A 26,736-nucleotide genomic window follows, 5' to 3' on the forward strand; every position below is an offset into this window, starting at 1 on the left:
GGACCTGGTGCGCCCGGCTGCGGGCGCGGCGGGCCGTCGCTGAGGACCGGCCCGCCCGCCGCCTCAGCCCCGGTGCGTGACCCGCCCCCCGCACACCGTGAGCCGCACCGGCGCCTCGCCCAGCTCGTCCGCAGGTGCGTCCACCGGATCCACCCCGAACGCCGTCAGATCGGCCCGGTACCCCACCGCGATCCGGCCCGCGGCCCGCTGCTCCCCGGCGGCGACCGCCGCGTGCGAGGTGCAGCCCTCCAGCGCCATCAGCCCGGTCAGCGCCTGCTCGGCGGTGACCGGCTCGGTGTCGTACGCCCCGGGCAGCCGCCGCAGCCGGGCCGTGGCCAGCACCTGCCGTACGTCGTAGTGGGCGATCGGCCAGTCCGAGCCCAGTGCCAGGTACGCCCCGGCGTCGCGCAGGTCCCGGCAGCGCCAGGCCCGGCCGGCCCGCTCCTCGCCCAGCCGCTTCGACCACTCGTCGCTGTGGTCGGCCCGGGTGTACGCGGTGTGGGTGGGCTGCATCGAGGCGATCACCCCCAGTTCGGCGAACCGGGCGGCCAGGCCGCTGGGCACGGTCTCGATGTGCTCGACGCGGTGGCGGAGCCGGCCGCTCTCCCCCAGCGCCTCGACCGTGTCCAGCACATGCCGGACGGCGGCGTCCCCGATGGCGTGGGTGGCGGTGCGCACCCCGGCGCGGTGCAGGTGGTGGACGGCGGCGGTGTACGCCGCCGGGTCCGGCCAGAACGCCTCGGTGCCCTCCCCGTGGCAGTCGGCGTGCTCCAGCCAGGCGGTGCCGCCCTCGACGGTGCCGTCCATGAAGAACTTGACGCCGCCGACCCGCCAGAGCCGGCCCGCCTCGCTCTGCAGCCGTACCAGCTCCTCCAGGGCCTCCTCGTCGGCGCCCGGCATGCACCAGGGGGCCAGCCGCAGCCGTACCGGCAGGTCGGTCTCCTCCTCCACGGCGGCCAGCAGCCCCGGCACCGAACCGTCGGCGAGGTCCATCACATGGGCCCCGGTGAGTCCGGTGGCGGCCATGCCGGAGAGCAGCTCCACGAGGCGGGCACGGCGCTCCGCGTACGAGGGCCTGGGCAGCCGTTCCCCGACCAGGGCCATCGCGGCGTGCTCGATCAGGTGGCCGGTGGGGCGGCCGTCGGGGTCGCAGACGACGGTGGAGCGCTGGACGAAGGTGCGCGGGCCGGTGATCCCGGCGCGTTCCAGGGCCGCCCCGGTGGCCAGGGCGGAGTGCCCGTCGTAGAGCCGGATGAAGGCGGGGGCACCACCGATGGCGTCCTCGATCAGTGCCCGGTCGACGGGGCGGCCGCCGAAGGCGTTGTGGTCCAGGCCCCAGGCGACGATCCAGTCCTCGGTCCGTTCGGCCCCGGCCAGGGCGGCACGCAGCTGGTCGAGGTCACGGACGGCGGTGAGGTCGGTGCCGGTGGCCATCTCCAGGCCCCAGACGGGGTGGCTGTGCGCGTCGACCAGGCCGGGCGTGAGGGTGGCCCCGGACAGGTCGATGTGCTCGGTGCCGCTGCCGCGCCACTCGCGCAGCCCGGCCTCGTCGCCGACGGCGGTGATCTCCCCGTCCTTGACCGCCACGGCGGTGGCTTCCGGCCGGGCCGGGTCGAGGGTGCGGACGCGGGCTCCGGTGAGGAGGAGGTCGGCTGCGGACACGGTGGAACTCCTTAGACGGTGGTGGAGGAGGGAGCGGCGGGGGCGGTCACGGGGTCCGGGGGCGACGGCTCGGCGGCGAACCGGGCGTACACCTCGGGCTTGTCACGCTTGAGCCGGTACGCGAGCGCCAGTCCGATCAGGAAGACCGCGGGCACCAGCGAGACGAGCACGGTGTTCACCCCGGTCGAGGCGCCGGAGAACAGGTCGACGTGGTCCGTGACCAGGAAGATCGCGGCCGCCAGCAGCACGGCGGCGACGACCGGGGCGACGACGGTACGGAACCGGCCCTCGCCGTGCTCGAACCGGCGGAAGAAGCACGGTACGGCGATCGCGGCGAGCAGCTGGAGCAGCATCAGGCCGAGCATTCCAGGAGTGTTGACCCAGAGCAGCAGCTGCGCGTACGGGTCGGCGCCGGCCGCCGCGAAGGCGATGACGATCACCGCTCCGAGCGCGACCTGGGCGAGTCCGGCCACGTAGGGGGAACGGTGGCGGGGGTGGATGCGGCCGAGCGCCTCGGGCAGCACCCCTTCCTCGGAGAGTGCGAGCCCGTACCGGTTGATGGCGTTGTGGAAGGCGAGCAGCGAGGCGAGGACGCTGGTGACGATCAGGATGTGCATCAGGTCCGCGGCCCAGGAGCCGACGTAGTGGGTGATGGCGGAGAAGAACAGCCCGCCCGGGTCGGTGGCCGCGGCCTCGACGACGTTCGCGTCGCCGAACGCCCGGATGACGGTCCAGACGACGAACGCGTAGAAGAGCCCGAGGAACGCGACGGCGATATAGGTGGCGCGGGGGACGGTCCGGTCCGGGTTCCGCGCCTCGCGCCGGTAGATCACCGTGGACTCGAAGCCGGTGAAGGCGGCGAACGCGCAGGCCAGCACGGCCGCCGTGCCGGGTACGAGGACATTGCCGGGAGTGAACGAGGCGAGCGAGATCCCGTCGGCCCCGCCGTCCAGCAGCACCCCGCCGGCGAGCAGTACGAGGATGCCGGTCTCGGCGACGAGCAGCACCCCGAGGATCTTGGCGCCGAAGTCGATGGAGCGGAAGCCGCCGTACCAGATGAGCAGCAGCCCGGCGAGGGAGACCGGCAGCCAGGGGATGTCGATGCCCCACAGGGCCTGGACGGTGTCGGCGGTGGTGGAGCCGAGCAGCCCGTAGACACCGATCTCCATGCCGTTGTAGCCGAGCATCGCGATCAGGGCGGCGGCGATGCCGACGGGGCGGCCGAGGCCCCGGGTGATGTACGCGTAGAACGCGCCGCCGCTGCGGACGTGGCGGCTCATGGTGGTGAACCCGATGGCGAAGATCGCGAGGGTCACGCCGGCCAGCAGATAGCCGACGGGGGCCCCGATGCCGCCGAGCATGATGGCGATGGGGGCGACTCCGGCCATCACCGTGAGCGGGGCGGCGGCCGAGATGACGAAGAAGGCGATGTCGGCGGTGCCGAGGGTGCCTTTTCTGAGGGTTGGTGCATCCATGCGAAAGGGGAGCCCTTCTGCGACTGGCGGGGGGGCAGGGACCGGCGACCAGAAACCTAAAGGCTTTCGGTTTGCGCAATGTAGCCTCAGCCATGGCCATCCGGGAAGACCTCCCGGCGGACGCACGTCAGGAGAAACAGGCATGGGACGGCCGCGCACACCGCTGCTGGACCGGGAGCGCATCACCACCACCGCGCTCGAACTCATCGACGAGAAAGGCGAGTTGAGCGTCCCGCAGCTGGCCCGGCGGCTCGGGGTGCAGACCGGTTCGGTCTATCACCACGTGGACGGAAGGGGCGGCGTCGTCGAGCTAGTCCGGGAACGGGTGTGCGCCGCGATCGACTCCGCGGCCTTCGACGTGGAGCCCTGGGACGCGGCCATGACGGCGTGGGCCCGCTCCTACCGTGCCGCGTTCGCCGCCCACCCGCGCGCGATCCCGCTGCTGATGACCACACCGGTGCGCGCCCCGAAGGTCCTGGAGCACTACGAGCGGGCGGTCCGGCTGCTGCTTGGCGTCGGCTTCGCGATGGCCGAGGTGATGACGGTGATCACCGCGCTGGAGAACCTGGTCCTGGGGTCGGCGCTGGACCTGGCGGCCCCGGAGACGATGTGGGAGCTGCCGGACGACACCACGACGCCGCGCCTCGCCGAGGCGCTGGCCGCGGTGGGCACGGGCCGGGCGGACGCGGCGTTCGAACTGGCGCTGGGCGCGTTCATCGGGCACTGCCGCGCGCTGCTGGACGCGAAGGAGGAGTAGCGCGCCCCGCGGGGTGCGTCGGGGGGCGCGTCGCGGGGGCACGTCGCGAGGCGCGTCGCTCCGCCAGGGGAACGGCCCGGCCCGGGTCACGGTGCGCCGGGGAAACGGCCCCGGCCCGGGTCGCGGCACGTCCGGGAAAGCGACCCCGGCCCGGGACACATCCAGGGAAGCAGCTCCGCCCGGGACACGTCCGGGGAAGCGCCCTCAGTTCCGGTCGCGGCCCGGCTCACGCCCCGTAGAAACGCTCCTCCATCACCGCCCGCGCCCGCCGGGTGATCCGCCGGTAGTCGTCGAGCATGTCCCCGACGTGCCCCGGTTCGTACCCCAAGTACCGCCCGACCGCAGTGAGTTCACGTGGACCCGACGGGAAGGTGTCGCCCGGCCGGCCGCGTACCAGCATCACCGCGTTGCGCACCCGGGTCGCCAGCACCCATGCCTCGTCCAGCGTCTGCGCGTCCTCGCCGGAGATCAGCTCCGCCGCGCAGGCCGCCGCCAGCGCCTCGCGGGTGCGGGTGGTGCGCAGCCCCGGCTCCGCCCAGCCGTGCTGCATCTGCATCAGCTGGACGGTCCACTCGACATCGCTCAGCCCGCCGCGCCCCAGCTTGGTATGGAGCGTCGGATCCGCGCCGCGCGGCAGCCGCTCGGACTCCATCCGGGCCTTCAGGCGCCGGATCTCACGGACCGCGTCCTCCCCCAGGCCCTCCATGGGATAGCGCAGCGGATCGATCAACTCGATGAAGTCGCGGCCCAGTTCCGCATCGCCCGCGACCGTTTCGGCGCGCAGCAGCGCCTGGCTCTCCCAGACCAGCGACCAGCGCCGGTAGTACGCCTCGTACGACGCCAGCGAACGCACCAGCGGCCCGCTCTTGCCCTCCGGCCGCAGGTCCGCGTCGATGATCAACGGCGGGTCGGCGGTGGGTAGTTGGAGCAGCCGGCGCATCTCGGCGACCACCGCGTTCGCGGCCCGGCCGGCCTCCTGCTCGTCGACGCCCTCGCGCGGCGCGTGGACGAACAGCACATCGGCGTCGGAGCCGTAACCCAGCTCGTGGCCGCCGAAGCGGCCCACGCCGATGACCGCGAAGCGGGTGGGGAGGGTGTCCCCCCACTGTTCGCGCACGGCGGCGCGCAGGGCGCCCGCGATCGTGACGGCGTTCAGATCGGTGACCGCGTTGCCGACCCGGTCGACCAGCGCCCCCGGGTCCTCCTCGGCGGGCCGGTCCTCCGTGCCGTACGAGCCGATGAGGTCGGCGGCCGTGGTCCGGAACAGCTCGCGCCGCCGCACCCCGCGCACCACCGCGACCGCGGTCTCGGCGTTGTCCGCCCGCCCCACCGCGGCCAGCACCTCCTGCTCCAGGTTCTCCCGGGTGCGCGGCCGCAGCCCCTGCGGGTCGCCGAGCAGCGCCACCGCCTCCGGGGCCCGCAGCAGCAGGTCGGGGGCGAGCCGGCCGGCCGACAGCACCCGGGCGAGGTTCTCCGCCGCCGCGCCCTCGTCCCGCAGCAGCCGCAGGTACCAGGGGGTCTTGCCGAGGGCGTCGGACACCTTGCGGAAGCCGAGCAGCCCGGCGTCCGGGTCGGCGGAGTCCGCGAACCAGCCGAGCAGCACCGGCAGCAGGGTGCGCTGGATGGCGGCCTTGCGCGACACCCCGGACGACAGCGCCTCCAGGTGCCGGAGCGCGGCGGCCGGATCGGCGTAGCCGAGCGCTTCGAGCCGGTGCGCGGCCGCCTTCGCGCTGAGCCGGGACTCGCCGGGCGCGAGCTGGGCGACGGCGTCGAGCAGTGGCCGGTAGAACAGCTTCTCGTGCAGCCGCCGCACCACGGAGGCGTGCCGCTTCCACGCCTGGTTGAGTTCGGTGATCGGGTCGGTGCGCATCCCGAGGGAGCGGCCGATCCGTCGCAGGTCCGGCGCGTCCTCCGGGACGAGGTGGGTGCGGCGCAGCCGGTAGAGCTGGATGCGGTGCTCCAAGGCGCGCAGGAAACGGTAGGCGTCGTCCAGTTGCGCGGCGTCCACCCGGCCCACGTAGCCGCCCTCGGCGAGCGCCCGCAGCGCCTCCAGCGTGGTGCCGCTGCGCAGGGTGGTGTCGCTGCGGCCGTGCACCAACTGGAGGAGCTGTACGGCGAATTCGACGTCCCGCAGGCCGCCGGGGCCGAGCTTGATCTCGCGGTCGACGCGGTCGGCGGGGATGTTGTCGACGACGCGGCGGCGCATCTTCTGCACGTCGGGGACGAAGTTCTCGCGGTCCGCGGCCTGCCACACGAGCGGCGAGACGGCCTCGACGTACTCCGCGCCGAGTTCGGGGTCGCCGGCCACCGGCCGGGCCTTGAGCAGCGCCTGGAACTCCCAGGTCTTGGCCCAGCGCTGGTAGTACGCGAGGTGTGAGGAGAGGGTCCGTACGAGGGGGCCGTTGCGGCCCTCGGGGCGGAGGTTGGCGTCGACCGGCCAGATGGTTCCCTCGACGGTCGTGTCGGAGCAGATCCGCATCATGTGCGCGGCCAGCCTCGTGGCGGCCTGCACGGCCTCGCTCTCCTCGTGGCCGTCGACCGGTTCCGCGACGAAGATGACATCGACGTCGGAGACGTAGTTCAGCTCGTGCCCGCCGCACTTGCCCATCGCGATGACGGCCAGCCGGCAGCGGGCGGCGTCGGCGGGCGTCGCCGTACGGGCGATGGCGAGCGCCGCCCGCAGGGTCGCGGTGGCCAGGTCGGCCAGTTCGGCGGCGGCCTCGGCGACGTCCGTCGTACCGCACACGTCACGGGCCGCTATGGCCAGCAGGCACCGCCGGTAGGCGACGCGCAGCGAGTCCGGGTCGTCGGCCCCGGCGAGCCCCTGCTCGAACTCGGCCACGCCGGGGTGGAGATCGGCGGCCTCGTAGGTGACCAGGGCCTGCCAGTCGCGGGGGTGGCGGGCGAGGTGGTCGCCGAGCGCCTCGGAGGCGCCGAGCACCCCGAGCAGCCGGTCCCGCAGCGGTTTGGCGGTGACGAGGGTGTCCAGCAGGATCTGCCGCTCGTCCGCCTCCTCGGCCTCCGCCAGCCGGACCAGCCCGCGCAGGGCCAGATCCGGGTCGGCGGTGGCGCCGAGGGCTTCGAGGAGCACCGGGTCGGAGCGTACGGAGGACAGATCGGGCAGATCGAGGAGCCGCTCGGCGGCCGAGGGGTCCGTGAAGCCATGCCGCAGCAGTCGGGTGAACGTGCTGCTCCTGCGCCCCGGCACCGTCGTCATTCCGTGCTCTCCCGCTCGCCGTCACACACAATCCAGCGCTCCGAGCTTACGGCCTCCCCCGGCGATGGGGAGTGGGCCGGCGAGGCCCTGCGGCCCCTCTCCGAGGAATCCGGAGGGCGTGTCCCGATGATTTCGGAGGGCGTGTCCCGGTGATTTCGGAGCGCGTGCGCGGTCCTCACTTCGCAGGCACGATCAATTCCACGACCGGACCGGGAGGCCCACATGCCAGGATTCGAACCGTTCGCCGAGCTGGATCCCGACTACAGCGAGCCGGGCGCGACGGCCTGCCCGTGGTCGGTGGCGAGGGAGCTGCTGACCGGGGCGGAGGTGTACTGGCTGTCCACCGTCCGTCCCGACGGCCGCCCGCACGTCACTCCGCTGATCGGGGTGTGGGCGGACGGCGCGCTGCATTTCGCCACCGGCGCCGAGGAGCGCAAGGCCCAGAACCTGGCCGCCGGCCCGGAAGTGGTGCTGACGACCGGAACCGGGGACAACACCATGTCGAAGGGGCTCGATGTGGTGATCGAGGGCCGGGCCGAGCGGGTGACGGACGAGGCGTCGCTGAACCGGCTGGCCGCGGCCTGGGAGGCGAAGTACGGCCCGCAGTGGCACTTCGACGTCAGGGACGGCGCCTTCGTGAACGCCGGCCATGCGGCACTGGTGTTCCAGGTATGCCCCCGCAAGGCCTTCGGTTTCGGCAGGGGCGCCCACTTCAGCCAGACCCGGTGGCGGTTCAGCTGACCGGCGGCGCCCCGTCCGGACGGCCCTCAGCCGCCCGGACGGGGTGCCGGGCCGGGCCTGGTGGCGATGACGACGGTCGCGTACAGCTCGTCGGAGGTGACCACGCGCGGGATCAGGCCGCTGCGGACGACGGTCTCCTCGGCCCGTGCCGCCTGCCGTTGGCTCGTCTCGACCAGCAGATGCCCGCCCGGTGCCAGCCACCGCGGGGCCTCGGCGGTGACCCGGCGCAGCACGTCGAGGCCGTCCGCGCCGCCGTCCAGCGCCACCCGTGGTTCGTGGATCCGGGCCTCCGGGGGGAGCAGTTCGACATCGTCCGTGGGTACGTACGGCACATTGGCGAGCAGGATCTCCACCCGGCCGCGCAGCGAGGCGGGCAGCGGCTCGAAGAGGTCGCCCTCGTACACCTGGCCCGCGTCGCCGATGTTGCGGCGGGCGTACCGCACGGCCGCCGGTTCGACGTCCGCGGCGTGGAGTTCGGACCGGCCCAGCGTCGCGGCGAGCGCGGCGCCGAGGGCTCCGGAGCCGCAGCACAGGTCGACGACGACCGCGCCGGGGCCGGCGAGCGCGGCGGCCTGCCCGACCAGGAACTCGGTGCGGCGGCGGGGTACGAAGACGCCGGGGCCGACGGCGATCCGCAGGCCGCCGAACTCGGCCCAGCCCAGGACGTGTTCCAGGGGAAGTCCGGCGACCCGCCGTTCGACCATGGCGGCGGTCTCGGCGGGGCCGGCGGCGGTGGCGAGGATCAGTTCCGCCTCGTCCTCGGCGAATACGCAGCCGGCGGCGCGGAGCTCGGGGACGATGGTGGCGAGGGTGAGCGGTGAAGCGGTGACCGACATGTGCGGAGCCTTTCGGGAAAGCCGATGGGCGCTCCGCGGTCGACTATGTCGGGTCGACCACGCGTTCGCGAGAGCTGAGCACCCAGCCTGATACAGCGGTAATGGGTCTCACCTCCTCGGTCGGCCCCCGTGTGGGGATGCGTCACATTACACCTGCCGGGAGAACATCGTTCAGCCCGTCACCGCGACCGGTGACGACCCGCCCTTCACGGCCACGCGGGGTGTCCCCGTACCGTCCGCCGGGACGGTCCAGATGTCGCTTCCCCGGCCGCCCCCGCCCGGCAGGGCGTAGGCGAGCGTGCCGTCGTCCAGCCAGGCCGCCTGGTCGTCGACGCCGTGTTCCTCGGCGAGCGGGGTCTCCCGCATGGTCCGCAGGTCCAGGACGTACAGCCGCCAGGGCGCGGCCGCGTCGTCGGAGACCTTCTTCTTGAAGGCGAGCCGGGTGTTGTCCGGCGACAGGGAGGGGCATTCGACGTTCTGCCGCAGTGCCTTCGCCGTCCAGTCCCGCATGTTCCCCTCGACGAGGTAGGTGCGGCCCTTGGTGGAGACGGTCGCGTAGAAGCGGTTGTCGTCGCGGGCGAAGGTCACGCCCCAGTAGTTGACGTCGGGGGCGTGGTAGCGGGCGCCGTCGATGGTGAGCTGGATGTTCTCCATGGACTTGATGAGGTAGCCGGTGCGCAGGTCGAGGATGGCGGTGCGGGTGGAGAAGGATGTGGTGGCGTACGAGTCGCCGGTCGCGAACACCGTCCAGGACAGCATCCGCCCGGAGGCCGAGACCCGGGCGCGGGTGGGCACGCCCGGCACGGTGATCCGGCGCTTCTCGCGCAGCCGCCGGTCGAGGACGATCGCGTATGTCTTCGGCAGCACCCCGGGCTTGGCGCGCAGGCAGAGCGCGCCTTCGCCGGAGGCGTAGAACCGGTCGCAGGCGGGGCCGCCGCGGGTGCGGGGGCCGCCGGTCCGGGCGGCGGTGAGCGGCTGGTGGGCGACGCGCCCGCCGGCCGTGTCCCGGAAGTACAGCGCGGGCCCGCCGAGGGCGAACGAGGCGTCGGCCTCGGTCCGTTGCCCCTTCGTCCGCTGCTCGGCGTGCATCACGTACCCGACGGAGCCGCCCGCGAGGAGCAGCACCGCGGCCACCACGACGGCGATCCTGGCCCGGGGGCCCAGCGGGGTCGCGGGTTTCGGGAACCTGGCACTCATGCGGTCCGCCTTTCGGGGAGCTGGGCTTGCGGCTGTCCGGGGGCCGGGGTGCCGGAGGGGTCGCGCGGCAGCAGCGCCCAGCCGCCGGCGAGGGCGGCGAGCAGGGCGGAGAGCGCCGCCCACAGTGCGGGGCCCGGCCCCCACAGGGTCCAGGCGGCACCGAAGCCCGCCGCGGCGAGCAGCCGGGCCAGTGCCTGTCCGGTCTGGAGTACGGCGAGTCCGCCCGCCCGGCCGTCGGCGGGCAGCACGGGTCCGGCGAGGGCCATGAGCACCCCGTCGGTGGTGGCGTAGAAGACCCCGAGCAGTACGAGGACGGGCACGAGGAGGAGCAGGGCGGGGCCGCCGAGCGGGGCGAGGAGCGTGGCGTACACGCCGAGCAGGGCGAGGTGCCCGTACAGGAAGGGCAGCCGTCGGCCGACCCGGTCCGCGATCCGGCCCGCCGGGATCGCCAGCAGCAGGTAGCAGGCCGCCGCGCCGAGCGGCAGCAGCGGGAACCAGCTGACGGGGAGGCCGAGCCGGTCCTGGAGCAGGAGGTAGACGAAGGCGTCGCCGATGGTGGCCGCACCGAGCAGGGAGGCGGCGGCCAGGATCCGCCGGAAGGCGGGATCGCGGAGCGCCTCGAACGGCTTGCGTCCGCGGGGCTCCGGGCGCACGGGCGGGGCCGGTTGCTGCCCGGGGACGTACAGGACGAGGAGCAGTACCCCGAGCAGGCCGACGCAGAAGCTGACGACGAACACCGCGTCGTAGGCGTCGGCGGTCGCCCAGAGCAGGGCGAACGCGGCGAGCGGGCCGAGCAGGGCGCCCGTGGTGTCCATCGCCCGGTGCACGCCGAAGGACCGGCCGAGCGTCTCGGGCGGGCTGCTCAGGGTGATCAGCGCGTCGCGGGGTGCGGTGCGGATGCCCTTGCCGACCCGGTCGGTGGCGAGGGCGGCCGCGATCCCTGCGGTGGCGCCGACCGCGAGGAGCAGGCCGAGCCGGGAGAGGGCGGAGAGGGCGTAGCCGAGGCCGGCGACCCGTTTGTGTCCGCGGCCGCGGTCGGCGGCGTACCCGCCGAGCAGCCGTACGACGGCGGCCACGCCGTTGAACAGGCCGTCCAGGAAGCCGAATTGGAGGGGTGAGAGACCCAGTCCGAGGACCAGGTAGAGCGGCAGCACCGCGGTGACCATCTCGGAGGAGATGTCGGTGACGAGGCTGACCGTGCCGAGTGCCAGGACGGTGCCGGGGACACGCCGGCCCGCCCCGCCGGAGCGGGGGCGGACCGGTGTGTCGCGGCGGCCCGTGGTCGCCAGGTACATCAGTGGCAGGTGTACTTCGGGCTGGTGTCCTTGGTCTTGTTGTCGGTGCCGATGTAGTTCCAGCTGTAGCCGGAGTCGGTGAAGTCCATCTTCAGGACGCCGTATTCACCGCTGATCCGCTTCTGGCTGTTGGGCTGGACCTCCTCGATGGGGTAGGGCTCGGCGCCGCCCATCCCGCCGACGATCTCGGTGATCCCGTCGGCGACGGCCTTGCCGTCGGGGTTCTGCGGGGCGAACCGCTCGTAGTGGTGGTCGTGCCCGTTGAGCACCAGGTCGGCCTTGGCCCCGTACAGGATCTTCCAGACGGGCCTGCTGACCGGGTCGTTGCCGTGTCCGCCCGAGGAGTACAGCGGGTGGTGCCAGTAGGCGGCGATGCACGCCTTGCTGTTCTTGGCGAGGTCGGCCTTGAGCCAGTCGATCTGGGCGCTCTTGTCGAAGGAGTTGGAGTCGAGGGCGATGAAGTGCCAGTTGCCCTCGTCGTAGCTGTAGTAGGTCTTGCCCTGGGGGTAGGCGATGTCCCCGAAGTAGGCCTTGTAGCCGGCCAGTTCGCCGGCCGGGTCGTACGTCTCGTGGTTGCCCGGCACCGGACGCGTCTTGGCCTTGAAGGCGCCCCAGGTCTTGTCGTAGTAGTTGCGGAAGTCGGAGATCCGGGCGTCGTCGTACTGGCTGTCGCCCATCGTCAGATAGAACTTCGGGTCGATCTTCTTGGCCAGCGCCGCGGTCTTGGGGTGGGCGCAGTCGCTGTCGGACGCGGTGCACTGGGCGGCGATGTCACCGGCGGCGACCACCGTGAAGGCGCCGGTCTGCGGCGGCTGGCCGCCGAGCGTGCCGTACGCCTCGAACTCGTACAGCGAGTAGCCGTAGGCGGCGGCGCGTGCGGTGCCGTACACGCGCAGGTAGCGGCCCTTCCCGGTGAGGGCGGGCCAGTCGTCGGTGCCGCCGTCGCCGGCCGCCTCGTCGGCGAGCCGGGTCCAGGTGGTGCCGTCGGCGGAGATCTCGATCCGGTACGCCTTGGCGTACGCGTCCTCCCAGCTCAGCTTCACCCGCGTGACGTCGGCGGTGGCGCCGAGGTCGACGCTCAGCCACTGGGGGTCCTTGCCCTCGACGCTGGCCCAGCGGGTGGCCGGGTCGCCGTCGAAGGCGTTCTGCGGTCCGAGGTCGGAGCTTTCGTCGGAGGAGGAGGTGGCGGACTTGCCGCCCGAGATGAGGGGGTCGGCGGCGGCGCCGGCCCGGTCGGGGTAGGCGAGCAACAGCCCGCCCACGAGGGCGAGTACGGCGGCGATGACCACGCCCACCGTACGGCGCCGCGTGGGCGTGAGAAGCAGAGCTGAGCCGTTCGGGTGCATCCCTGGACTCCTGGCCTTGTGGGGGTGGCGAGAGCTGGGCATCCGTGCGTGGCCCCGCATCCTGTCCGGGGTGCGGGCAGGGGGCGGGGTCGTGGTGGCCGGGCCAGAGCTCTCACTGAGCGCGTCATGCCGAGGGAGCGGGGCACCGCGCCGGGCCACCGCCGGGAATGCTAGCGAACAGGAAACTTTCCTACCAGTCCCCCAACTGGCTTCGTTCCACGAGCTGTTCGACGCCGGGCGCGCGGCTTCTCAGCGGGAGAGGACGTCGAACAGGAGCGCGCCGACGATCCACAGCGGGATCGCGAGTGCGACCAGCAGGCCGGCCAGACAGCCGGACGTGGTCAGCCGGGCACCGGTTCTCGCGGGGTCGTCGCTCTTTCGCATGCGGGTATTCAACCCGAACGCAATCCGGGCCGGAGGCGCACCGCCTCCGGCCCGGATGTCACCGCGTCGCGGTCACAGCACCGGCAGCAGGTTCTTCAGCTCGAAGGCGGTGACCTCGGAGCGGTACTCCTCCCACTCCTGCTTCTTGTTGCGCAGGAAGAAGTCGAAGACGTGTTCGCCGAGCGTCTCGGCGACCAGTTCGCTCTTCTCCATCAGCGCGATCGCCTCGCCCAGGTTCTGCGGCAGCGGCTCGATGCCCATCGCGCGGCGCTCCGCGTCGGACAGCGCCCAGACGTCGTCGTCGGCGCCGGCCGGGAGTTCGTAGCCCTCCTCTATGCCCTTGAGGCCCGCGGCGAGGAGCACCGCGTACGTCAGGTAGGGGTTGGCGCCGGAGTCGATGGAGCGGACCTCCACCCGGGCGGAGCCGGTCTTGCCGGGCTTGTACATCGGGACGCGGATGAGCGCGGAGCGGTTGTTGTGGCCCCAGCAGATGTACGAGGGGGCCTCGCCGCCGGCGCCCGCGGCGCGGGAGGAGCCGCCCCAGATGCGCTTGTAGGAGTTGACCCACTGGTTGGTGACGGCGGAGATCTCGGCGGCGTGGGTGAGCAGGCCGGCGATGAAGGAGCGGCCGACCTTGGAGAGTTGGTACTCGGCGCCCGACTCGTAGAAGGCGTTGCGGTCGCCCTCGAAGAGCGAGAGGTGGGTGTGCATGCCCGAGCCGGGGTACTCGGAGAACGGCTTCGGCATGAACGTCGCCTGCACGCCCTGCTCCAGCGCGACCTGCTTCATCACCAGGCGGAAGGTCATGATGTTGTCGGCGGTGGAGAGCGCGTCCGCGTACCGCAGGTCGATCTCCTGCTGGCCGGGGGCGCCCTCGTGGTGGCTGAACTCGACCGAGATGCCCATGGATTCGAGCATGGTGATCGCCTGGCGGCGGAAGTCCATGCCGACGTTCTGCGGGGTGTGGTCGAAGTAGCCGGAGCTGTCGGCGGGGGTGGGGCGGCTGCCGTCGACCGGCTTGTCCTTCAGCAGGAAGAACTCGATCTCCGGGTGGGTGTAGAAGGTGAAGCCCAGGTCGGAGGTCTTGGCGAGGATCCGCTTGAGGACGTAGCGCGGGTCGGCGAAGGAGGGCGAGCCGTCGGGCATCAGGATGTCGCAGAACATCCGGGCCGTGCCGGGGGCCTCCGCCCGCCACGGCAGGATCTGGAACGTGCCCGGGTCCGGCTTGGCGATCATGTCGGACTCGTACACCCGGGCGAAGCCCTCGATGGCCGAGCCGTCGAAGCCGATGCCCTCGTCGAACGCCTGCTCCAGTTCCGCCGGGGCGACCGCGACGGATTTGAGGTAGCCCAGGACATCGGTGAACCACAGCCGTACGAAGCGGATGTCGCGCTCCTCAAGCGTCCTGAGGACGAATTCCTGCTGCTTGTCCATAGCCACATCCTTGCAGTTCAGACGGTCCGTGCACCACCACCCGGGGTAGGGGGGAAGCTCCAGTATCACGACCCGGGATTTCACCCAGATTACGCACACGACGTGAGAGCGAGCACCCTGCCACCCACTACGATCGGCGCCCATGGCGCGCAAGGGGTGGCACGCCTTCGTGACGGCCCCGCGCACGCCGGTTTCCCCGGCCTCCGGCCCGTCCGTCCCCGCCCCTTCCCAGAAGGACCTGACGACATGAGTTTCGACCCCAGGACCCCCATGGCGCAGCAGCACGACGTCCACCGCGCCCGGCAGCGCCGCGACCGTGCCCTGGCCATAAGCCTGAGCGTGCTCGTGGTCGTGGGGCTGGTCGGGTTCGGCTCGTACACGGTGCTGACCAAGTCCGAGGCGTCCGAGCAGAAGCAGACCGCCCCGGTGGCGGACGGCAAGGCGCCCTCGGACGACGAGGCACCCTCGGACGGGCAGCAGGCCCCCGCCGACGGGCCGATCGAGGGGCTGCGGACCTGGGACGCGAAGAAGCTGACCCGCAACCATGTCACCGGGACCGTCGCCTACCCGATGAAGCCGCCGGTGGGCGGTGACCACAACCCCGTATGGATGAATTGCGACGGCGAGGTCTACGAGAAGGCGATCCCCGATGTGAACGCCGTGCACGCGCTGGAGCACGGATCGGTATGGGTGACGTACACGGACAAGGCCTCGGCCGCCGATGTGGCGAAGCTGGCCGCGCGGGTCGGCCGGACGCCGTACTCGCTGATGAGCCCGTACGAGGGTCAGGCCGGAACGATCATGCTGACCGCCTGGGGGAACCAGGTGACCGTGGACGGCGCCGACGACCGGCGGGTCGACCAGTTCTTCTCGAAGTTCGTGCAGGGTCCGCAGACGCCCGAGCCCGGTGCGACGTGCTCGGGCGGGCTGGGGGCGCAGTGACCGCCGAGAAGCGCCGGGGCCGGCGCGTCGAGTGGCTGGCGGGCTCCGCCGTGGCGCTCGCGCTGCTGTTCGCGGGGGCGGCGACGGTCGCCGCCGCGCGCGGCGGGGCGGACGGGGCCGACCGGGCGGCCGCCCCGCACACGCCCGCGGCGGAGTCGTCGGACGCCGGTTTCGCCCGCGACATGGCGGTCCACCACCAGCAGGCGGTGGAAATGTCCTTCATCGTGCGTGACCGCACGAAGGACGAGGAGGTGCGCCGGCTCGCGTACGACATCGCCAACACCCAGGCCAATCAGCGCGGCATGCTGCTCGGCTGGCTGGATCTGTGGGAGCTGCCGAAGACGGCCGCCGGGGAGCCGATGGGCTGGATGGCGGCCGGGCACGAGGGGCACTCGACGAAGGGCATGGACGGGATGGCGGGCATGGGGACCGGCTACCGGGCCCATGACGGCTCCCTCATGCCCGGCATGGCCACCAGGACCGAGCTGGACCGGCTCCGGACGGCGAGCGGCAGGGCGGCCGAGATCCGGTACCTCCGGCTGATGACCGAACACCACAGGGGCGGCATCGACATGGCGCGCGGCTGCGCCCGGCTGTGCACGGTGAAGGCGGAGAAGCGGCTCGCCCACGGGATGGTCGAGGCCCAGCGGTCGGAGCTGGACGAGATGGCCCGGCTGCTGGCGGCGCGCGGGTCCGCACCCCGGTCCTGAGGAATTCCCGGGTACGCGACCCGGCCGCAGGTGCACCCGAACGGGTGATAGCGGTCGCGTCCCCCGAACGGGCCCATGACGATGGGTTCGCTCGGGGTCGTACAGCATGCCCATCGGCACGCAGGAGGAATCCCCCATGACCACCGCCAAGGACATCATGCACACCGGGGCCACGTGGATCCCCGCACACGAGACGCTCGACCGGGCCGCGCAGCTGATGCGCGACCACAAGGTCGGGGCGTTGCCCATCTCGGCCAACGGCGAGCAGGACCGGATGATCGGCATCCTCACGGACCGCGACATCGTGGTCGGCTGTGTGGCGATGGGCCACGATCCGTCGAAGATGACGGCGGGCGACCTCGCCCAGGGCACCCCTCGCTGGATCGACGCGGAGGCGGAGGTGGAGATGGTTCTGGAGGAGATGCAGACCCATCGGATCCGCCGGCTCCCGGTGGTCGAGAACAAGATGCTGATCGGCATGATCAGCGAGGCCGACCTGGCACAGCACCTCACCGAGGAGCAGATCGCCGGCTGGGCGGAGAAGGTCTACGCCCGCGGCTGACCCGCCGCACCGGCCCGGCCCGACAGCCCGGCGCCCACGGCCCGGCATCCCCTGTCGGGGACTCTTCCGTCCGGACCGGCCCGCTGCCCGGTCCGGACGGGAGCCCCGGGGGTGCCGGGCCATGGTGCTGCCCGCCCCGCCGGGCCCGTACAGCTGCGGCGATACGTTTCTGCGCGCAAGGGATACCCGGCGGGGGTAGGGTGCTCGACATGACCCTGAGTAGATGTGCGACATACGGACAGTTGTTGCTGTTCGTCTCGCTGCTCATCGGGATCCTCCGCCTTCTCAGGGGCGTCGCGGCACGGGACGCGCCGCCGCCGGGGCAGGACTCCCGGCCGGAAGTGACCCGACCGGCCCTGTTGTCGGTACTGCGCATATAGAAGGGGCGCCTCCCCCTCCCCCAGCAGACCGAAATACCGACAACACCCCGAGGTGCACCCCCGTCATGCGCACTCCACCCACTCGACGCGCCGTGCTCGGCGCCGCTGTCGCCACTGCCGGTTCGGCGGTACTGGCCGCGTGCTCCGGCGAATCCGACACGGGCCAGGGCGGCAAGAAGACCGGTAGCGCGAACGCCGGTGGCACCAGCCACGGCGGCGCGAACCACGGGGCCTCCCCCAACGGGAAGTCCGAGGGCGAGTACGTCTCCCCCCACGGCGAGGAGGTCGCGGCGGCCGAGGCCAAGCGGGGCTCGGGTCCCGTACGGAAGGTCTCCCTCGTCGCCACTCCGTGCCGGCTCGATCTGGGCGGCGGGATCACCGTCGGCTCCTGGGCGTACGACGCCCGGCTGCCCGGCAAGGAGCTCCGGGTCACGGCGGGGGACACCCTGGATCTCACCCTCGCCAACCACCTGCCCGAGGAAACGACTCTGCACTGGCACGGCCTCAATGTGCGCAACGACATGGACGGTGTGCCGGACGTGACCCAGGCAGCCGTCAAGCCCGGCGCGGATTTCGCCTACCGGTTCACCGTGCCGCACCCGGGGACCCACTGGTTCCACCCGCACGTCGGCGTCCAGCAGGATCACGGCCTCTACTCGCCGCTGATCGTCGAGGACCCGAAGGAGCCGCTCAAGTACGACAAGGAGTGGGTCGTCGTCCTGGACGACTGGGTCGACGGGGTGGACGGTTCGACGCCGGACTCGGTGCTGTACGAGCTCAGCGGAGGCAGGGGCGGCATGGACCACGGCGGCGGGGCGCACGGCGCCCCCGCCAAGCCCGCCAAGCCCGCCAAGGGCCGCACCGGGCCCTCCCGGCTGGAGAAGGACTCGTTCAGCGAGCTGCTCGACAGCCACGGGGGCGATGTCGCCTATCCGTACTACCTGATCAACGGCCGCATCCCGAAGGCCCCCACGTCCTTCGCCGCCAAGCCCGGCGACCGGATCCGGCTGCGCATCATCAACGCGGGCGGCGACACCGCCTTCCGGGTGGCGCTCGGCGGCCACCGGATGACGATCACCCACACCGACGGCTACCCGGTCCGGCACCGGACGACGGACACCCTGCTGCTGGGCATGGGCGAGCGGTACGACGTGCTGGTCACCGCCGGCGACGGGGTGTTCCCGCTGACCGCGCTCGCGGAGGGCAAGAACGCCACGGCGCTGGCCCTGCTCCGCACCGGGATGGGGGAGGCGCCCGCCGCGTCCGTACGGCCCAGGGAGCTGGACGGCGAGCTGGTGGAGGCGCACCAACTGAGACCGGACGGGGCCATGGAGCTGTCCCGGCGCACGCCCGACCGGACCCACCGGTTCAAGCTGACCGGCAACATGCGGGCGTACAACTGGGCCTTCGACCACGCTCCGTACAACCCCCGTCAGCGCCACTCGGTGCGGGCGGGCGAGCGGGTCAGACTGGAGTTCTACAACGCCACGGAGATGTGGCACCCGATCCATCTGCACGGGCACTCCTTCGGCGTGGTCGGCCCGGCCGGGCGGCGCCACCAGGCCACCGAGCGGGGCCCGGCCCACTGGGCGCGCAAGGACACCGCGATCATCCGGCCGAACAGCTCCCTGGCCGTCGAGCTCGACGCGAACAACCCGGGGCTGTGGATGCTGCACTGCCACAACATCTACCACTCGGACGTGGGCATGATGACCGTCCTCGGCTACCGCCGCTGACCTCCCCCCGGGCCTGTCCTGGCGGGCCGCGGCCGTGATTCCGCGGCCCGCCAGGACATTGCGTCAGTCAGACGATTACACTGGTGCGCGTGCCTCAACTACGTCTCGCACTGAATCAGATCGACTCCACCGTCGGCGATCTCGCCGGCAACTCCGAGGCGATCGTCCACTGGACCCGGCACTCCGCCGAACAGGGCGCCCATCTGGTGGCGTTCCCGGAGATGGTGCTGACCGGCTACCCCGTCGAGGACCTGGCCCTGCGCTCGTCCTTCGTCGAGGCCTCGCGGCAGGCGCTGCGCGCGCTCGCCGCCCGGCTCGACGCCGAGGGCTTCGGGGAGCTGCCGGTCGTGGTCGGCTACCTCGACCGCTCCGAGACGGCCCAGCCGCGCTACGGCCAGCCGGCCGGCTCCCCGCGGAACGCGGCCGCGGTGCTGCACCGCGGGCAGGTCGCGCTGACCTTCGCCAAGCACCACCTCCCCAACTACGGCGTCTTCGACGAGTTCCGGTACTTCGTGCCGGGCGACTCGATGCCGGTGGTGCGGGTGCACGGCGTCGATGTGGCGCTCGCGATCTGCGAGGACCTCTGGCAGGACGGCGGCCGGGTGCCGGCCGCGCGGGCCGCCGGCGCCGGGCTGCTGCTGTCGATCAACGCCTCGCCGTACGAGCGGGACAAGGACGACACCCGGCTGGAACTGGTCCGCAAGCGGGCCCAGGAGGCGGGCTGCACCACCGCGTACCTGGCGATGATCGGCGGCCAGGACGAGCTGGTCTTCGACGGCGACTCGATCGTCGTCGACCGGGACGGCGAAGTGATCGCCCGTGCCCCGCAGTTCGCCGAGGGCAGCGTCGTGCTCGACCTGGAGCTGCCGGCGGCCGCCGCCGAGCCGCCGTCCGGTGTCGTCAACGACGGGCTGCGGATCGACCACGTGGTGCTCTCCGGGGAGCCGCTCCCGGCGTACCCCGCGGAGCTGGCCGGGGGCTACGCCGAGCGGCTGGACGACGACGAGGAGCTGTACTCGGCGCTGGTCGTGGGACTGCGGGCGTACGCCGCCAAGAACGGCTTCAGCAGTGTGCTGATCGGGCTCTCCGGCGGGATCGACTCGGCGCTGGTCGCGGCCATCGCCTGCGACGCGCTGGGCGCGCAGAACGTGTACGGCATCTCGATGCCCTCGAAGTACTCCTCGGACCACTCCAAGGGCGACGCGGCCGAGCTGGCCCGCCGTACCGGGCTGAACTTCCGCACCGTACCGATCGAGCCGATGTTCGACGCGTACATGGGCTCGCTGGGGCTCACCGGTCTCGCCGAGGAGAACCTCCAGTCCCGGCTGCGCGGCACGATGCTGATGGCCGTCTCCAACCAGGAGGGCCAGATCGTCCTCGCGCCGGGCAACAAGTCCGAGCTGGCGGTCGGCTACTCGACGCTGTACGGCGACTCGGTCGGGGCGTACGGCCCGATCAAGGATGTCTACAAGACGACGATCTTCCGCCTGGCGAAGTGGCGCAACCGGGCCGCCGAGGAGCGCGGGCAGATCCCGCCGATCCCGGAGGCGTCCATCACCAAGCCGCCCAGCGCCGAGCTGCGCCCGGGTCAGGTCGACACGGACTCGCTGCCCGACTACGACGTACTGGACCGGATCCTGGAGCTGTACGTCGACCGGGACCAGGGGCTGGACGAGATCGTCGCGGCCGGCTTCGACTCGGCGCTGGTGGCGAAGACGCTGCGGATGGTGGACACGGCCGAGTACAAGCGCCGGCAGTACCCGCCGGGCACGAAGATCTCCCCGAAGGGCTTCGGCAAGGACCGGCGGCTGCCGATCACCAACCGGTGGCGCGAGTCGGGCTGAGCGGGGCGACGCGCGGTGACCCGGTGGAGTCGGGTCGCCGCGCCTTCGCGTTTCAGCGCGCGATCCGGTGGAGTCGGGTCGCCCGCGCCGTCGCGTTTCAGCGCGCGTCCACCGGGGCGTCGTCCCGCACGGGCCGCGCGTCCGCACGGGCCACCACCCTCGACGCCCCCGGTGTGCGTTCCCGGTCCAGCAGGCCCGCCGTGACCGCCACCGCCAGGCCCGCGACCGCGAGGGCCGCGCCGACCGGGGCCGGGGAGGTCCACCCCCAGCCCGCCGCGATCGCGACGCCCCCCAGCCACGCGCCGCCCGCGTTGGCGAGGTTGAACGCGGAGTGGTTGGAGGCGGACGCCAGGGTCGGGGCGTCCTTGGCCTTGTTCATGACCAGCATCTGGAGCGGTGTGGTCGTCATGAAGCCGACCGCGCCGAGCAGCACCACCAGTACCAGTGCGGCCCACCGCACGTGGACGGCGAACGGGAAGACCGCGAGGACGACGGCGAGCGCGCCGAGCGATCCGTACAGCGTCGGCCGCAGCGCCCGGTCGGTGAGCGGTCCCGCCGCGAGGGCGCCGAGGGTCATGCCGATGCCGAAGAGCGCGAGCACCGGCGTCACCGCCGACTCGCCGAAGCCCATCGCCTCGGTCGTCATGGCCGAGAGGTAGGAGTACACGGCGAAGACCCCGGCGAAGCCGAACACCGCCGTGAGCAGGCCGAGCAGCACCTGGCGGTTGCCGAGGGCGCGCAGCTCCCGGCCCAGGCCCTGGTGGGCGTCGACGGGCACCTGCGGCACGAGCCGGGCGAGCGCCGCCACGGCGCACAGCCCGATCGCCGCGACGACCAGGAACGTGGCCCGCCAGCCGAGGTGCTGGCCGAGCAGAGTGGCCGCCGGGACGCCGACGATGTTGGCGACGGTGAGCCCGAGGAACATGGTGGCCACGGCCCGTGCCCGGCGCCCCTCGGGGACCAGCCGGGCCGCGACGACCGCGCCGACGCCGAAGAAGGCCCCGTGCGGCAGCCCGGCGAGGAACCGCCCGCCCAGCAGCCAGCCGAAGCCGGGGGCGAACGCGGAGGCGAGGTTGCCGACCGTGAACAGGGCCATCAGCAGCAGGAGCATCCGCTTGCGCGGGATCCGGGAGCCGACGGCGGTGAGCAGCGGGGCCCCCACCACGACACCGATCGCGTACGCCGAGACGAGGTGGCCGGCGGTGGGTACGGAGGTGCCCAGGTCGTCCGCGACATTGGGCAGCAGGCCCATCATCACGAACTCCGTGGTACCTATGCCGAAGGCGCTCACCGCGAGTGCGAGCAGGGCCAGGGGCATGTGAAGAGACCTTTCCGCAGGGAAACCGGGGAGCCGGGCGGACCGGCGCGCGGCCGGGCCGGCTCCATCGCCGGACGCCCTTGGTTCCCAAACGGAACAAATTCTCTCAGACGGTTTGCTCCGCCGGGTGAACGGACCGTTTCGTCAGCGTTCGCCGGGGGTGACGGAACGGCTCAGGCTCGCCGCGTCACAGCTCCACCCGCGCCACGATCGGCAGATGGTCGCTGTCGGTCGCACCGAGCGTCCACGAGGACTTCGGCTCGATGCCCTTGACCATGATCTGGTCGATCCGGGCCATCGGGAACGAGGCCGGCCAGCTGAAGCCGAAGCCGTCGCCTGCCGCACCCTGGGTGGAGCGCATCTGGGCGGTGACCGCGTTCAGCGAGCGGTCGTTCATCGTGCCGTTGAGGTCGCCGAGCAGGATCACCTTGTCGAGCCGTTCGTCGGCGATGGCCTCGCCCAGGGCGTCCGCGCTGTCGTCGCGCTGGTTGGCGGTGAATCCGGCGTGCAGCTTGACGCGTACGGACGGCAGATGGGCCACGTAGACGGCGACCTCGCCCTTCGGGGTGGTCACCGTGGAGCGCATCGCCCGGGTCCAGCCCATCTTGATGTCGACCGGCCGGGTGGCGCTCATCGGGTACTTGCTCCACAGGCCGACGGTGCCCTGCACCGAGTGGTACGGGAAGCGGTCGGCGAGCGCCGCCTCGTACGTCGCCACCTTGCCGCTCGGCAGCTCCTCCAGGGCGATCACATCGGCGCCGGAGGCCGCGACCTGCCGGGCGGTGCCCGTGGGGTCGGGGTTGTCGGCGTTGACGTTGTGGGTGGCCACGGTGAGGTCGCCGCCGCTGCCGGACTTGTCGGTGAGCAGGCCGCCGAAGACGTTGAACCAGACCACGACCGGCAGCAGCAGGGCGATCAGCGCGGTCGCCGAGCGGCGCACCAGGCCCAGGACCAGCAGCACCGGGACGAACACCGCGATCCACGGCAGGAACGTCTCGGAGAGGCTGCCCAGGTTGCCGATGGCGTTCGGGATCTGCGAGTGGAAGGCCATCACCAGGGTGATGAGCACCGAACAGAGGGCGAGCACGATGCCGCGCCGCCAGATGCCCGGGTCACGGGTCCACCGCTCGCGCAGGTCCCGGAGGCGGGATCCCGTCCCGGCGCGTTCCGGTTCCGGCTCCGCACGGTCGTTCCCGGTGTCCGCTCCGTACGCCTGCACCATCGCGCTGTCCTCACTGCCTTGCCGTGCATGTCGCCGCGCCCTCGACCCCAGGGCCTGTCCGGCAGATCATGGCCCGGGCCTGATCCGCCGGACAGACCCTAGGCGATGCGTGGCGTGTTTCCTGCCGTCGACGACGGCCGTACTGTCACGAGGACGAAGGGCGGGGTCCGGCGGGTTCCGGCCACGCGGGGTCCGCGGGGGTTTGTGACAGAACGATCACACTCGGGCGGGTCCGGGAGCGTCAGGCGTCGCCGGGCGGACGAGGGGCCCGGCCGGGGCCCAGGCCCTCGACCAGGACCTGGACGATCCGGTCGGCGAGATCCTCGGGCAGCGGCGCGTCGGGCCGGTGGATGGTGCGTACGAGCATGGGCCCCAGGAACAGGTCGTCCATCAGCCCCACGTCCAGGTCGGCGCGGAGTTCACCGGCGTCGACCGCGCGCCGGACGGCGGCCAGCATGGCGACGCGGCGGGGCGCGATGACACTGCTCTGGTACTCCGCCCACAGCTTGGGGTGGCTCTTCATCTGCGCGAAGACGTTGTGCAGCAGGACCGAGGAGCGCTGGGCCAGGCCGCGCCTGCGCAGCGAGTCCAGCAGCAGTCGAAGGTCGTCGAGCCCGGCGGTGCCGGAGACCGCGGGCTCCGGCGGCTCCATGTCCCTCAGTACGTCGACGAAGAGTTCTTCCTTGCCGCTCCACCGCCGGTAGATGGTCGCCTTGCCCACCCCCGCGGTCCGGGCTATCCGCTCGATGGACAGGGCCGCCAGGGGCTCACCGGCCTCCAGCAGCCCGACGACGGCGTCCAGGATCGCCCGCTCGGCCGCCGCGCTGCGCGGCCGGCCCCGGCGTGGTGCCGGGGTCTGTGCCCGTACGCCGGTCCAGCTCTCGTCCTGCTGCGTTGCCGGTCTCATCGGCCCGCTCCCGCCGCGCGCACCGGCCGGTCGCCCCGGCCGGACCCGTCCGGGCCCTCCTCGGCGGGCGGCCTCCCCGGCAGGAAGAGCGCGACCACGAGGGCGCCCACCAGGGCCATGGTCGCCGAGCCGATGGCGGTGACGTGCATGGCCTTCAGGAACGCGTCGTTCGCGGAGGCGATCAGCGGGGCGCCCGCCGGGCCCATCCTGTCCGCGATGCCGAGCGTCGCCTCGATCGACTCCCCCGCCGCCTCCCGGGCGCCGGCCGGGAGCGCGCCGAGGTGGCCCTCGATGTCGCCCCGGTAGACGGTGGAGAGCACCGACCCGAGCACGGCGACCCCGAGCGCCCCGCCGACCTGCCGGAAGGTGTTGTTGACGGCCGATCCCGAGCCGGCCTTCTCACGGGGCAGCGCCTGCATCACCGAGACGGTGACCGGTGTCATCACATGTGCCATGCCGGTGCCCTGGACGAAGAAGAGCAGGCACAGCACCCAGACCGGTGTGGTGTCGTCGAACAGCGCGAAAGCCGCCAGCCCGACGGCGACCAGCAGCATGCCCGCGGTGCAGGTGGCACGCGCGCCGAAGCGGTCGACGAGCAGCCGGGCCCGGGGCGCGAAGATCATCTGGGTGGCGGCCAGCGGCAGCAGCATCAGCCCCGCCTGCAGCGCGGTCCAGCCGCGCACGCTCTGCATGTAGAAGGCGGAGAAGAAGGTCACCCCCATCAGCGCGAAGAAGACCAGCGCTATGGCGGCGACGGCGGCGGAGAACGACGGCTCCCTGAAGTACGAGATGTCGATGGCCGGGTGGGTGCTGCGCTTCTCGTGCCAGACGAAACCGGCCAGGACGAGCAGGCCGCCGAGGCTCGACAGGAGCACCACGGGGTCGGCGAAGTCGGCGAGCTGGCCGCCGCGGATGATGCCGTACACCAGCAGCACCAGGCCGACGATGGAGAGCACTACGCCGAGCGGGTCGATCCGGCCGGGGTTCGGATCCCTGGAGTCCGGCACCAGCAGCATCATCGCGATCAGCGCCACGATCACCACGGGTACGTTGACCAGGAAGATCGAGCCCCACCAGAAATGCTCCAGCAGCAGCCCGCCGGTGATCGGGCCGATCGCGATGGCCACCCCGACGCTGCCGGCCCAAATGCCGATGGCCCTGGGCTGTTCGTCGCGCTCGAAGACGTTCATCAGGACGGCGAGGGTGGCCGGCATGACGAACGCGGCGCCGAAGCCCATCAGGGCGCGCCAGGTGATCAGCTGGGCGGGCGAGCCGGACATGGCCGCCAGCGCGGAGCCGGTGCCGAAGAGCAGGATGCCGAAGAGCAGCGTCTTCTTGCGGCCGATGCGGTCACCGAGCAGCCCGGCGGTGAAGAGGAGTCCGGCGAAGACGAGCGTGTAGGTGTTGATCGCCCACTCCAGCTGGCTCTGGGTGGCGCCCAGGCCGGTGGGTGCGGGGCTGGCGATGGTCTTGACCGCGACGTTCAGGATCGAGTTGTCCAGCACGACGATGAGCAGGCTGAACATCAGGACGACGAGGATCGCCCAGCGGCGACGGTGGACCGCCTCCGGGATCTGCGACGTGTCGGCGCGAGCACCGGACGGTATCGACATGGAACGGAGCTTATCCGATTTCGATACGAGACCGTCTCGTATTGGAAAGCGTCCGCCGGTGGAGCCCCGTTCAAGGGTGTGTGCGGGCCCACTTCCCGTGGACCGCCGCGGGATGCCACCATGGAACCGGTCCGGGGACGCCGTCAGGGCGCCTCGAGATGACGAAGGAGCCGTTGGCAATGTCGCTTCAGGCTGCGCGGAATCAGTCCGCAACAACCCCCGCGGGTACTCCCACCGACAGCAGCAAGGCGCTGTACGGAGGCAAGAGCACCCGCCGCATCTCCATCCATGACATCGCCGCCGCCACCGAGCGCGGCGAGAAGTGGCCCATGCTCACCGCCTACGACGCGATGACCGCGTCCGTCTTCGACGAGGCCGGGATCCCGGTCATGCTCGTCGGCGACTCCATGGGCAACTGCCACCTCGGTTACGAGACCACCGTGCCCGTCACGATGGACGAGATCGCGATCCTCTCCGCCGCTGTCGTACGGGGCACCAGGCGTGCCCTGATCGTGGCGGACCTGCCCTTCGGGGCGTACCAGGAGGGCCCCGTCCAGGCCCTGCGCAACGCCACCCGGCTGATCAAGGAGTCGGGCGTCGGCGCGGTCAAGCTGGAGGGCGGTGAGCGCAGCCACGAGCAGATCCGGCTGCTGGTCGACGCCGGCATCCCGGTCATGGCGCACATCGGCCTGACTCCGCAGTCCGTCAACGCGATGGGCTACCGGGTGCAGGGCCGCGGCGAGGAGGCCGCCCAGCAGATGCTGCGCGACGCCAAGGCCGTGCAGGACGCGGGCGCGTTCGCCGTGGTGCTGGAGCTGGTACCGGCCGAGCTGGCCGCCGAGGTCACCCGCACCCTGCACATCCCGACGGTCGGCATCGGTGCCGGCCCCGACACGGACGCCCAGGTGCTGGTCTACACCGACATGGTCGGGCTGACCGGCGGCAAGGTGCCGCGCTTCACCAAGCAGTACGCGAACCTGCGCAAGGTGCTGGGCGACGCGGCGAAGGAGTTCGCGGAAGAGGTCGTGGGCGGCGCCTTCCCGGCCGCCGAGCACACCTTCCACTAGTAGTACTTCGTTACCTTGAGTGATCTTGCCTGGTGGTGGGCATCTTTGAGGTGTGAAACTGGGGGATGTCGAGCGGCTCCGGGGCGAGTTG

At 72.1% G+C, this 26,736-nt stretch carries 22 protein-coding genes; 9 read left to right on the forward strand and 13 right to left on the reverse strand.

Features of this window, described 5'->3' with window-relative positions; translation table 11 throughout:
* Positions 1 to 63: 63 nt before the first annotated feature.
* Complete coding sequence (locus ABZ622_RS31745) at positions 64 to 1,662, reverse strand: amidohydrolase (protein ID WP_360549084.1); 1,599 nt, start codon at positions 1,660 to 1,662, stop codon at positions 64 to 66.
* A gap of 11 nt (positions 1,663 to 1,673) precedes the next feature.
* The gene (locus tag ABZ622_RS31750; protein ID WP_360549086.1) at positions 1,674 to 3,137 is read right to left on the reverse strand and encodes an APC family permease; all 1,464 of its coding nucleotides are present in this window, start codon (positions 3,135 to 3,137) and stop codon (positions 1,674 to 1,676) included.
* Between the two features lie 142 nt (positions 3,138 to 3,279).
* Here ABZ622_RS31750 and ABZ622_RS31755 point away from each other — a divergent pair, with 142 nt between their 5' ends.
* Positions 3,280 to 3,894: a TetR/AcrR family transcriptional regulator C-terminal domain-containing protein gene (locus ABZ622_RS31755; protein ID WP_360549088.1), complete on the forward strand. Its 615-nt coding sequence runs from the start codon at positions 3,280 to 3,282 to the stop codon at positions 3,892 to 3,894.
* A 226-nt stretch (positions 3,895 to 4,120) separates the two neighbouring features.
* On the opposite strand, the gene ABZ622_RS31760 is transcribed toward ABZ622_RS31755, so the two are convergent.
* Positions 4,121 to 7,111, reverse strand: a complete 2,991-nt coding sequence (locus tag ABZ622_RS31760; protein ID WP_360549090.1) for a bifunctional [glutamine synthetase] adenylyltransferase/[glutamine synthetase]-adenylyl-L-tyrosine phosphorylase — start codon at positions 7,109 to 7,111, stop codon at positions 4,121 to 4,123.
* A 222-nt stretch (positions 7,112 to 7,333) separates the two neighbouring features.
* Here ABZ622_RS31760 and ABZ622_RS31765 point away from each other — a divergent pair, with 222 nt between their 5' ends.
* Positions 7,334 to 7,852 (forward strand): pyridoxamine 5'-phosphate oxidase family protein, encoded by a 519-nt coding sequence (locus ABZ622_RS31765; RefSeq protein WP_360549092.1) that lies wholly within the window; start codon positions 7,334 to 7,336, stop codon positions 7,850 to 7,852.
* A 26-nt stretch (positions 7,853 to 7,878) separates the two neighbouring features.
* Here ABZ622_RS31765 and ABZ622_RS31770 read toward each other — a convergent pair whose 3' ends face one another.
* From ABZ622_RS31770 to glnA, 6 genes are all read right to left on the reverse strand, one after another.
* Positions 7,879 to 8,688 carry a putative protein N(5)-glutamine methyltransferase gene (locus tag ABZ622_RS31770; RefSeq protein ID WP_360549094.1) on the reverse strand — a complete coding sequence of 270 codons (810 nt, stop codon included), beginning with the start codon at positions 8,686 to 8,688 and terminating at the stop codon, positions 7,879 to 7,881.
* 171 nt (positions 8,689 to 8,859) lie between these two features.
* The gene (locus ABZ622_RS31775; protein ID WP_360549096.1) at positions 8,860 to 9,885 is read right to left on the reverse strand and encodes a hypothetical protein; all 1,026 of its coding nucleotides are present in this window, start codon (positions 9,883 to 9,885) and stop codon (positions 8,860 to 8,862) included.
* Entirely contained in the window at positions 9,882 to 11,180 is a 1,299-nt protein-coding gene (locus ABZ622_RS31780) for an MFS transporter (RefSeq protein ID WP_360549098.1), read from the reverse strand. The genes ABZ622_RS31775 and ABZ622_RS31780 overlap by 4 nt, the downstream gene beginning before the upstream one ends.
* Positions 11,180 to 12,526, reverse strand: coding sequence for a discoidin domain-containing protein (locus tag ABZ622_RS31785; RefSeq protein WP_360549100.1), 1,347 nt, complete (start codon positions 12,524 to 12,526; stop codon positions 11,180 to 11,182). The genes ABZ622_RS31780 and ABZ622_RS31785 overlap by 1 nt, the downstream gene beginning before the upstream one ends.
* A gap of 249 nt (positions 12,527 to 12,775) precedes the next feature.
* Positions 12,776 to 12,910 carry a hypothetical protein gene (locus ABZ622_RS31790; protein WP_360549102.1) on the reverse strand — a complete coding sequence of 45 codons (135 nt, stop codon included), beginning with the start codon at positions 12,908 to 12,910 and terminating at the stop codon, positions 12,776 to 12,778.
* A 72-nt stretch (positions 12,911 to 12,982) separates the two neighbouring features.
* The gene (gene glnA / locus ABZ622_RS31795; protein WP_360549104.1) at positions 12,983 to 14,344 is read right to left on the reverse strand and encodes a type I glutamate--ammonia ligase; all 1,362 of its coding nucleotides are present in this window, start codon (positions 14,342 to 14,344) and stop codon (positions 12,983 to 12,985) included.
* A gap of 246 nt (positions 14,345 to 14,590) precedes the next feature.
* Between glnA and ABZ622_RS31800 the strand changes: the two genes are divergently transcribed.
* From ABZ622_RS31800 to ABZ622_RS31825, 6 genes are all read left to right on the forward strand, one after another.
* A complete protein-coding gene (locus tag ABZ622_RS31800; protein ID WP_360549106.1) occupies positions 14,591 to 15,286 on the forward strand; it encodes a DUF3105 domain-containing protein in 696 nt (231 codons plus the stop codon).
* The gene (locus ABZ622_RS31805; protein ID WP_360549108.1) at positions 15,283 to 15,996 is read left to right on the forward strand and encodes a DUF305 domain-containing protein; all 714 of its coding nucleotides are present in this window, start codon (positions 15,283 to 15,285) and stop codon (positions 15,994 to 15,996) included. Before ABZ622_RS31800 ends, ABZ622_RS31805 begins: the two co-directional genes overlap by 4 nt.
* Before the next feature lie 136 nt (positions 15,997 to 16,132).
* Positions 16,133 to 16,558 carry a CBS domain-containing protein gene (locus ABZ622_RS31810; protein ID WP_360549110.1) on the forward strand — a complete coding sequence of 142 codons (426 nt, stop codon included), beginning with the start codon at positions 16,133 to 16,135 and terminating at the stop codon, positions 16,556 to 16,558.
* 209 nt (positions 16,559 to 16,767) lie between these two features.
* Complete coding sequence (locus ABZ622_RS31815; protein WP_360549112.1) at positions 16,768 to 16,938, forward strand: hypothetical protein; 171 nt, start codon at positions 16,768 to 16,770, stop codon at positions 16,936 to 16,938.
* Positions 16,939 to 17,003: 65 nt separating this feature from the next.
* On the forward strand, positions 17,004 to 18,674 hold the full coding sequence (locus ABZ622_RS31820) for a multicopper oxidase domain-containing protein (protein WP_360549114.1): 1,671 nt from the start codon (positions 17,004 to 17,006) through the stop codon (positions 18,672 to 18,674).
* An 89-nt stretch (positions 18,675 to 18,763) separates the two neighbouring features.
* The gene (locus ABZ622_RS31825; protein WP_360549116.1) at positions 18,764 to 20,518 is read left to right on the forward strand and encodes an NAD+ synthase; all 1,755 of its coding nucleotides are present in this window, start codon (positions 18,764 to 18,766) and stop codon (positions 20,516 to 20,518) included.
* Positions 20,519 to 20,615: 97 nt separating this feature from the next.
* On the opposite strand, the gene ABZ622_RS31830 is transcribed toward ABZ622_RS31825, so the two are convergent.
* The 4 genes from ABZ622_RS31830 to ABZ622_RS31845 all read right to left on the reverse strand — a co-directional run bounded on the left by ABZ622_RS31830 (position 20,616) and on the right by ABZ622_RS31845 (position 25,578).
* Positions 20,616 to 21,836: an MFS transporter gene (locus ABZ622_RS31830; protein ID WP_360549118.1), complete on the reverse strand. Its 1,221-nt coding sequence runs from the start codon at positions 21,834 to 21,836 to the stop codon at positions 20,616 to 20,618.
* Between the two features lie 187 nt (positions 21,837 to 22,023).
* Entirely contained in the window at positions 22,024 to 23,058 is a 1,035-nt protein-coding gene (locus tag ABZ622_RS31835) for an endonuclease/exonuclease/phosphatase family protein (RefSeq protein ID WP_360549120.1), read from the reverse strand.
* Positions 23,059 to 23,299: 241 nt separating this feature from the next.
* Complete coding sequence (locus tag ABZ622_RS31840; protein ID WP_360549122.1) at positions 23,300 to 23,965, reverse strand: TetR/AcrR family transcriptional regulator; 666 nt, start codon at positions 23,963 to 23,965, stop codon at positions 23,300 to 23,302.
* Positions 23,962 to 25,578, reverse strand: a complete 1,617-nt coding sequence (locus ABZ622_RS31845) for an MFS transporter (protein WP_360549124.1) — start codon at positions 25,576 to 25,578, stop codon at positions 23,962 to 23,964. The genes ABZ622_RS31840 and ABZ622_RS31845 overlap by 4 nt, the downstream gene beginning before the upstream one ends.
* A 179-nt stretch (positions 25,579 to 25,757) precedes the next feature.
* On the opposite strand from ABZ622_RS31845, the gene panB reads away from it, so the two are divergent.
* Complete coding sequence (panB, locus tag ABZ622_RS31850; RefSeq protein WP_360549126.1) at positions 25,758 to 26,645, forward strand: 3-methyl-2-oxobutanoate hydroxymethyltransferase; 888 nt, start codon at positions 25,758 to 25,760, stop codon at positions 26,643 to 26,645.
* The last annotated feature ends 91 nt before the right edge of the window (positions 26,646 to 26,736 follow it).

The sequence above is a fragment of the Streptomyces sp. NPDC007164 genome (assembly GCF_040634135.1).
GTDB lineage: Bacteria > Actinomycetota > Actinomycetes > Streptomycetales > Streptomycetaceae > Streptomyces > Streptomyces sanglieri.

What these genes read in the sequence shown, in the direction of transcription:
- ABZ622_RS31750 (WP_360549086.1), bottom strand. Translation starts at nt 3,137, where the DNA reads ATGGATGCACCAACCCTCAGAAAAGGCACCCTCGGCACCGCCGACATC.
- ABZ622_RS31755 (WP_360549088.1), top strand. Translation starts at nt 3,280, where the DNA reads ATGGGACGGCCGCGCACACCGCTGCTGGACCGGGAGCGCATCACCACC.
- ABZ622_RS31760 (WP_360549090.1), bottom strand. Translation starts at nt 7,111, where the DNA reads ATGACGACGGTGCCGGGGCGCAGGAGCAGCACGTTCACCCGACTGCTG.
- ABZ622_RS31765 (WP_360549092.1), top strand. Translation starts at nt 7,334, where the DNA reads ATGCCAGGATTCGAACCGTTCGCCGAGCTGGATCCCGACTACAGCGAG.
- ABZ622_RS31770 (WP_360549094.1), bottom strand. Translation starts at nt 8,688, where the DNA reads ATGTCGGTCACCGCTTCACCGCTCACCCTCGCCACCATCGTCCCCGAG.
- ABZ622_RS31775 (WP_360549096.1), bottom strand. Translation starts at nt 9,885, where the DNA reads ATGAGTGCCAGGTTCCCGAAACCCGCGACCCCGCTGGGCCCCCGGGCC.
- ABZ622_RS31780 (WP_360549098.1), bottom strand. Translation starts at nt 11,180, where the DNA reads ATGTACCTGGCGACCACGGGCCGCCGCGACACACCGGTCCGCCCCCGC.
- ABZ622_RS31785 (WP_360549100.1), bottom strand. Translation starts at nt 12,526, where the DNA reads ATGCACCCGAACGGCTCAGCTCTGCTTCTCACGCCCACGCGGCGCCGT.
- ABZ622_RS31790 (WP_360549102.1), bottom strand. Translation starts at nt 12,910, where the DNA reads ATGCGAAAGAGCGACGACCCCGCGAGAACCGGTGCCCGGCTGACCACG.
- glnA (WP_360549104.1), bottom strand. Translation starts at nt 14,344, where the DNA reads ATGGACAAGCAGCAGGAATTCGTCCTCAGGACGCTTGAGGAGCGCGAC.
- ABZ622_RS31800 (WP_360549106.1), top strand. Translation starts at nt 14,591, where the DNA reads ATGAGTTTCGACCCCAGGACCCCCATGGCGCAGCAGCACGACGTCCAC.
- ABZ622_RS31810 (WP_360549110.1), top strand. Translation starts at nt 16,133, where the DNA reads ATGACCACCGCCAAGGACATCATGCACACCGGGGCCACGTGGATCCCC.
- ABZ622_RS31815 (WP_360549112.1), top strand. Translation starts at nt 16,768, where the DNA reads ATGACCCTGAGTAGATGTGCGACATACGGACAGTTGTTGCTGTTCGTC.
- ABZ622_RS31820 (WP_360549114.1), top strand. Translation starts at nt 17,004, where the DNA reads ATGCGCACTCCACCCACTCGACGCGCCGTGCTCGGCGCCGCTGTCGCC.
- ABZ622_RS31830 (WP_360549118.1), bottom strand. Translation starts at nt 21,836, where the DNA reads ATGCCCCTGGCCCTGCTCGCACTCGCGGTGAGCGCCTTCGGCATAGGT.
- ABZ622_RS31835 (WP_360549120.1), bottom strand. Translation starts at nt 23,058, where the DNA reads ATGGTGCAGGCGTACGGAGCGGACACCGGGAACGACCGTGCGGAGCCG.
- ABZ622_RS31840 (WP_360549122.1), bottom strand. Translation starts at nt 23,965, where the DNA reads ATGAGACCGGCAACGCAGCAGGACGAGAGCTGGACCGGCGTACGGGCA.
- ABZ622_RS31845 (WP_360549124.1), bottom strand. Translation starts at nt 25,578, where the DNA reads ATGTCGATACCGTCCGGTGCTCGCGCCGACACGTCGCAGATCCCGGAG.
- panB (WP_360549126.1), top strand. Translation starts at nt 25,758, where the DNA reads ATGTCGCTTCAGGCTGCGCGGAATCAGTCCGCAACAACCCCCGCGGGT.